General features: G+C 69.3%; 2 protein-coding genes. Both read right to left on the bottom strand.

The genetic code is table 11. The features are described 5' to 3' along the window. Window positions 1-4,825: NAD-glutamate dehydrogenase (locus tag BN11_RS10995; protein ID WP_053084076.1), on the bottom strand; the 4,825-nt coding region annotated here is incomplete at its 3' end. 111 nt (window positions 4,826-4,936) lie between these two features. Continuing rightward, a partial coding sequence (locus BN11_RS23675; protein WP_235435441.1) for a hypothetical protein occupies window positions 4,937-5,174 on the bottom strand: 238 nt, incomplete at its 5' end.

Here is a 5,174-nt window from a genome sequence, read left to right as displayed (position 1 = left end):
CGGACAGGGCGGCGATCGTCGGCTGGTCGAGGCGATCGATGCCGGCGAGCGAGCGCTGGGCGCGCTGCACTGTCTCGTTGTGCGCTGTCAGCCAGCCGTCGAGCAGCTTGTCCGGATCCTGCTCGCCGGCCGGTGCCCCGTCGAGCACGGCCCGGGTGATCGCGTCGAGGATGCCGTAGAGGTCGTCGCGCAGCGCGCCGCGGGCCAGGGCCTCCCAGTGGTCCTCCCGCTGCAACTGGGTGATCTTGCCGAGCAGCTTGTCGACGCCGAGTCGTTCGGAGTTGAGGTAGTAGAGCGGTGCCACGACGGCGGGGGCGAGGTCCTTGTCGATGCAGATGTCGGCGATGTCGAGCAGTGAGAAGGCGTCGAGCAGGCTCGCGCAGTCGCGGGCCAGGTCCTCCGGCACCCCCTCCGCGACCCGGGCGGCGGTCGCCTCCTCGAGCCGCTCGCGTTCGCTGCCGACGAGCAACTCGCCGAGGCGGGGGCCCCAGGCGCCGAGGATCGGCTGGTAGCGCTCGATCTCGGAGCCGATGTCGAGAGTCGACGGCCGCGCGGTGATGAACCAGCGGACCGCGCGGTCCAGCAGCCGCCGCACCTCGAGATAGAGCTCGGTCTGCTGCTGCGTCGAGACAACATTGTCGAGCGCCTCGACCCGGTCGAGATAGTCCGCGACGCCGAAGACCTCCTTGGCGATGACATAGGCCCGGGCGATCTGTTCGCCGCTGGCGCCGGTCTCCTCGGTCGCCCGGTAGGCGAAGGTGATCCCGCCGCGGTTGACGATGTCGTTGGCGACGCCGGTGACGATGATGTCGCGGCGCAGCGGATGCTCGGCCACGGCCTCCGGGAAGCGCTCGGGTAGCGCCGGTGGGAAATAACCCCGCAGTTCCGACTCGAGCCAGGGGTCGTCGGGGAATCCCGAGGCCAGCAGGTCACGCTTGAGCGTCAGCTTCGAATAGGCGACCAGCACGCAGAACTCGGGCGAGACCAGCCCGGTGCCGGCCGCGAGCCGGTCGCCGAGTTCGGTTTCGCTGGGCAGGAACTCCAGCTCGCGATTCAGGCCGCCGTGTTCCTCCAGATAGCGGATGAAGCGCATGTGCACCGGCAGCATGATCCGCTGCTGGGCTCGAGCGTTGCCGAGCAGGACGTTCTGCTCGTAGTTGTCGCGCAGGACGTCCGCTGCGACCTCGTCGGTCATCGAGCGCAGCAATTCGTCGCGGGCCGGCAGGTCGAGGGCGCCGTCGCGCATGACCTGGCCGAGCAGGATCTTGATGTTGACCTCGTGGTCGGAGGTGGCGACACCGGCCGAGTTGTCGATCGCATCGGTGTTCAGGCGGACGCCGCTGCGGGCCGCCTCGATCCGGCCGCGTTGCGAGAGACCGAGATTGCCGCCTTCGCCGGCGACCTGGCAGCGCAGCTGGTTGCCGTCGACGCGGATGGCGTCGTTGGCCCGGTCACCGATCTCGCCGTGGGTTTCGTCGCTGGCCTTGACATAGGTGCCGATGCCGCCGTTCCACAGCAGGTCGACCGGCGCGAGCAGCGCAGCGTGGATCAGCTCGGCGGGGGTCATGGACGTGACCCCCGAGTCGATCCCGAGCACCTCGGCCACCTGCGGGGTGACCGGCACCGACTTCGCCGACCGCGGGTAGACCCCGCCGCCCTCGCTGAGCAAGCCCTTGTCGTAGTCGTCCCACGAGGAGCCGGGCAGCTCGAACATCCGCCGCCGTTCGGCATACGACGCGGCGGCGTCGGGAGCTGGGTCGAGGAAGATGTGCCGGTGGTCGAAGGCGGCGACGAGGCGGATGTGTTCCGAGAGCAGCATGCCGTTGCCGAAGACGTCACCGCTCATGTCGCCGACGCCGACGACGGTGAAGTCCTCGCTCTGGGTGTCCATGCCCATCTCGCGGAAGTGCCGCTTGACCGACTCCCAGGCCCCGCGGGCCGTGATGCCCATCGCTTTGTGGTCGTAGCCGGCCGAACCGCCCGAGGCGAACGCGTCGTCGAGCCAGAAGCCGTAGGACTGCGCCACGCCGTTGGCGATATCGGAGAAGGTCGCCGTGCCCTTGTCCGCCGCGACGACGAGATAGGGGTCGTCGCCGTCGTGACGCACGACCCGCTCCGGCGGCACGATGTCGGTGCCGACGCGGTTGTCGCTGAGGTCGAGCAGGCCGGAGAGGAAGACCCGGTATGCCGCCTTGCCCTCCTCGAGCCAGGCGCCCCGGTCGACGGCGGGGTCGGGCAGCTGCTTGGCATAGAAGCCACCCTTGGAGCCGGTCGGCACGATGACGGCGTTCTTGACCATCTGTGCCTTGACCAGACCCAGGATCTCGGTGCGGAAGTCCTCGCGCCGATCGCTCCAGCGCAGGCCCCCGCGGGCGACCGGCCCGAAGCGCAGGTGCACGCCCTCGACCCGGGGCGAGTAGACCCAGATCTCGAACGCCGGCCGCGGCTGCGGCAGATCGGGCACCTTGGTCGGGTCGAGCTTGATCGAGAAGTAGTCCTTGCCTTCACCGTCCGGGCCGAGCTGGAAGTGGTTGGTGCGCAAGGCGGCTCGGATGACGCCGAGGCACGAACGCAGGATCCGGTCCTCGTCGAGCGAGCTGACGTCGTCGAGGGCGGCCTGGATCCGGGCGGCAATCTCCTCCTCGGCCTCCTCACGCCCCTCGTGCGCACGGTCCGGGTCGAAGCGGGCCTCGAAGAGCGCGACGAGGTCGGCGGCGATGTCCTTGTTGTGCACCAGCGCCGAGACGATGTAGTTCTCGGAGAAGCGGCTCTGGGTCTGGCGGACATACTTGGTGATCGCACGCAGGATGACGACCTGGCGCCATGTCAGCTTGGCCCGCAGCACCAGGGCCCCGAGCGGGTCGGATTCGGCCCGGTTGTTCCACACCGCATCGATGGCGCCCTCGAAGAGTTCGCGCAGTTCGGCGTGTGACATCGAGTCCCACAGGTCGTCGGCGGGGGCGCGCAGCCCGAAGTCGTAGACGTACATGGGGGTGCCGTCGGCCCGGGTCAGCTCGTAGGGCCGTTCGTCGACCACCTCGACGCCCATGTGCGTGAACAGCGGCAGGACACGGGTGAGGGAGATCGGCTCGCGGCGGAAGAGCTTGAACCGGCGGATCGCCTCATCGCCCGATCGTGGTTTGTAGAGGGCGAATTCGGTGTCGGTCGGCTGCTCCAGCAACTCCAGCCGCCGCAGGTCCGCCAGGCCCTGGGCGACTTCGAAGTCGTCCTTGTAGGAGATGGAGAATGCCGGGCCGTATGCCGCGACAAGAGGTGCTGCGGCCTCCTCACCGACCCCGCGGACGGCGGCGTCGCGGAAGTCCTCGTCCCAGGTGCGGATCGCCGCGCCGATCTTGTCGTTGAGCAGGTCGATGTCGACGTCCGGCATCTCGGCGCCCGGCTCGAGGCGAGCGACATAGTGCACCCGCGCGAGCGGTGACTCCGACACCCGTGCCGTGTAGTCGATGCTCTTGGCGTGCAGGGCTTCTCGCAGAATGCCTTCGACCCGCAGCCGCACGGCCGTCGTGTAACGATCGCGCGGGATGTAGACCAACGCCGAGACGAAGCGGCCGTAGTCGTCGGGCCGCAGGAAGACGCGGGCGCGCCGCTTCTGGGCGAGCGTCAGCACCGAGGTCCCGACGTCGACGAGCTGGTCGACATCGGCCTGGAAGAGTTCGTCGCGCGGGTAGTCCTCGAGAATCCCGAGCAGGTCCTTCGACGAGTGCGACTCGTCTTGGAAGCCGGCCTTCCTCATGACCGCGGCGACCTTCTCGCGCAGGTAGGGCACCCGGCCGACCGACTCCGCGTAGGCGCTGGCGGTGAACAGCCCGAGGATGCGGCGCTCCCCGGTGATCTGGCCGTCGGGACCGAAGGTCTTGACGCCGACATAGTCGAGGTGGACGGGCCGGTGCACGCTCGAGCGGGAGTTGGCCTTGGTGACGAACAGCACCCGGCGTTCGGTGGCCTTGGCCAGCACCGCGTCGGACAATGCCGGCCTGGGCACACCCATGGGCGGATCGGCCCGGAGCAGCCCTAAACCACTGCCGGACACCGGGATCAGGCCGGTGCCGCCCTCGGTCGGCGCCAGCCGGTAGTCGCGGCAGGCCAGGAACGTGAAGTGGTTGTCGGCGAGCCAGTCGAGCAGTTCGACCGCCTGCTTGACCTCGGCCTCGGGAATGTCGGCGGGGACGACGGCAGGCAACTCGGCCGCGATCATCCGCGCCCGGGCGCGCATCTTGGGCCAGTCCTCGACCGCCTCACGCACGTCGGAGAGCACCCCACGCAGCCGGGCGACGATCTCGTCGCGGTCGGGAGCGTCGCTCTCGCGGTCGATCTCGAGGTGCATCCACGACTCGTTGAGCACCCCGACGGACTGGCTCTGTCCCTCGCTCGGAACGGCGTCGTCAGGCAGGATCCGCACGAGCGCACCGGTCGCGTCCCGCTCGACCCGCAGGATCGGGTGGACCACCGTGTGGATGCCGTGCCCCATCGAAAGCAGTTGGGCGCGAACCGAATCGACGAGGAAAGGCATGTCGTCGGTGACGATCTGGATCTTGGTGTGGCTGGGGCCGTCACCCAGTGGCGGGGTCGTGCACGCGACCTTCGCGGTGCCCGCCGGCCGCTGCGTCCCGAGCTCGCGGTGGCTGCGGACGATGTCGAGGAGTTCCTGCGGAGAGCGTTCGAGGAGATCTTCGGTGGGTGCATGCCGGAAGTAGGCCTCGATGAGCTCGCCCTCGCCAGGTGGACCCTGCTCCTCGGACGCAAGCTCACATGCCTGCGCGATCCGGTCGCTTCGCTGCTGGATTTCCTCGGATGTGGTTGTCACAGAGAAATTCTTTCGTCGATCGCGGGGGGCGGCGCTGCCCTCTCCGACTGTATCGAGTCTTGTCCCACGGATGCCACGCGGCTCCCCGGTTCCGGCCCCACCCGCGTCGGCTCAGCGCAACCCGCTGGCCAGGGCCTCGGCGTCGGCGGCCGCGGCGGACAGGCGGGTGATCAGCTGCTCCCGCTCGCGCACCATGTGCTGCTCCAGCTGCGCGGCCCGGTCGCGGACGCCGGCGAGCTGTGCCGAGCGAGTAGCGCTGTCGGCCGGGTCGGCGACCCCGACGATCCCGGGCCGCATCGCGTATCCGGTCGGACCGGTGACCAGACCGGCAGGGGGGCGGCGCGCGCGG

The sequence above is a fragment of the Nostocoides australiense Ben110 genome (genome assembly GCF_001050535.1).
Taxonomy (GTDB): domain Bacteria; phylum Actinomycetota; class Actinomycetes; order Actinomycetales; family Dermatophilaceae; genus Nostocoides_A; species Nostocoides_A australiense.
Note: the sequence above shows the minus strand (reverse complement) of the source record. Positions and strands in the feature narration are given on the sequence as shown.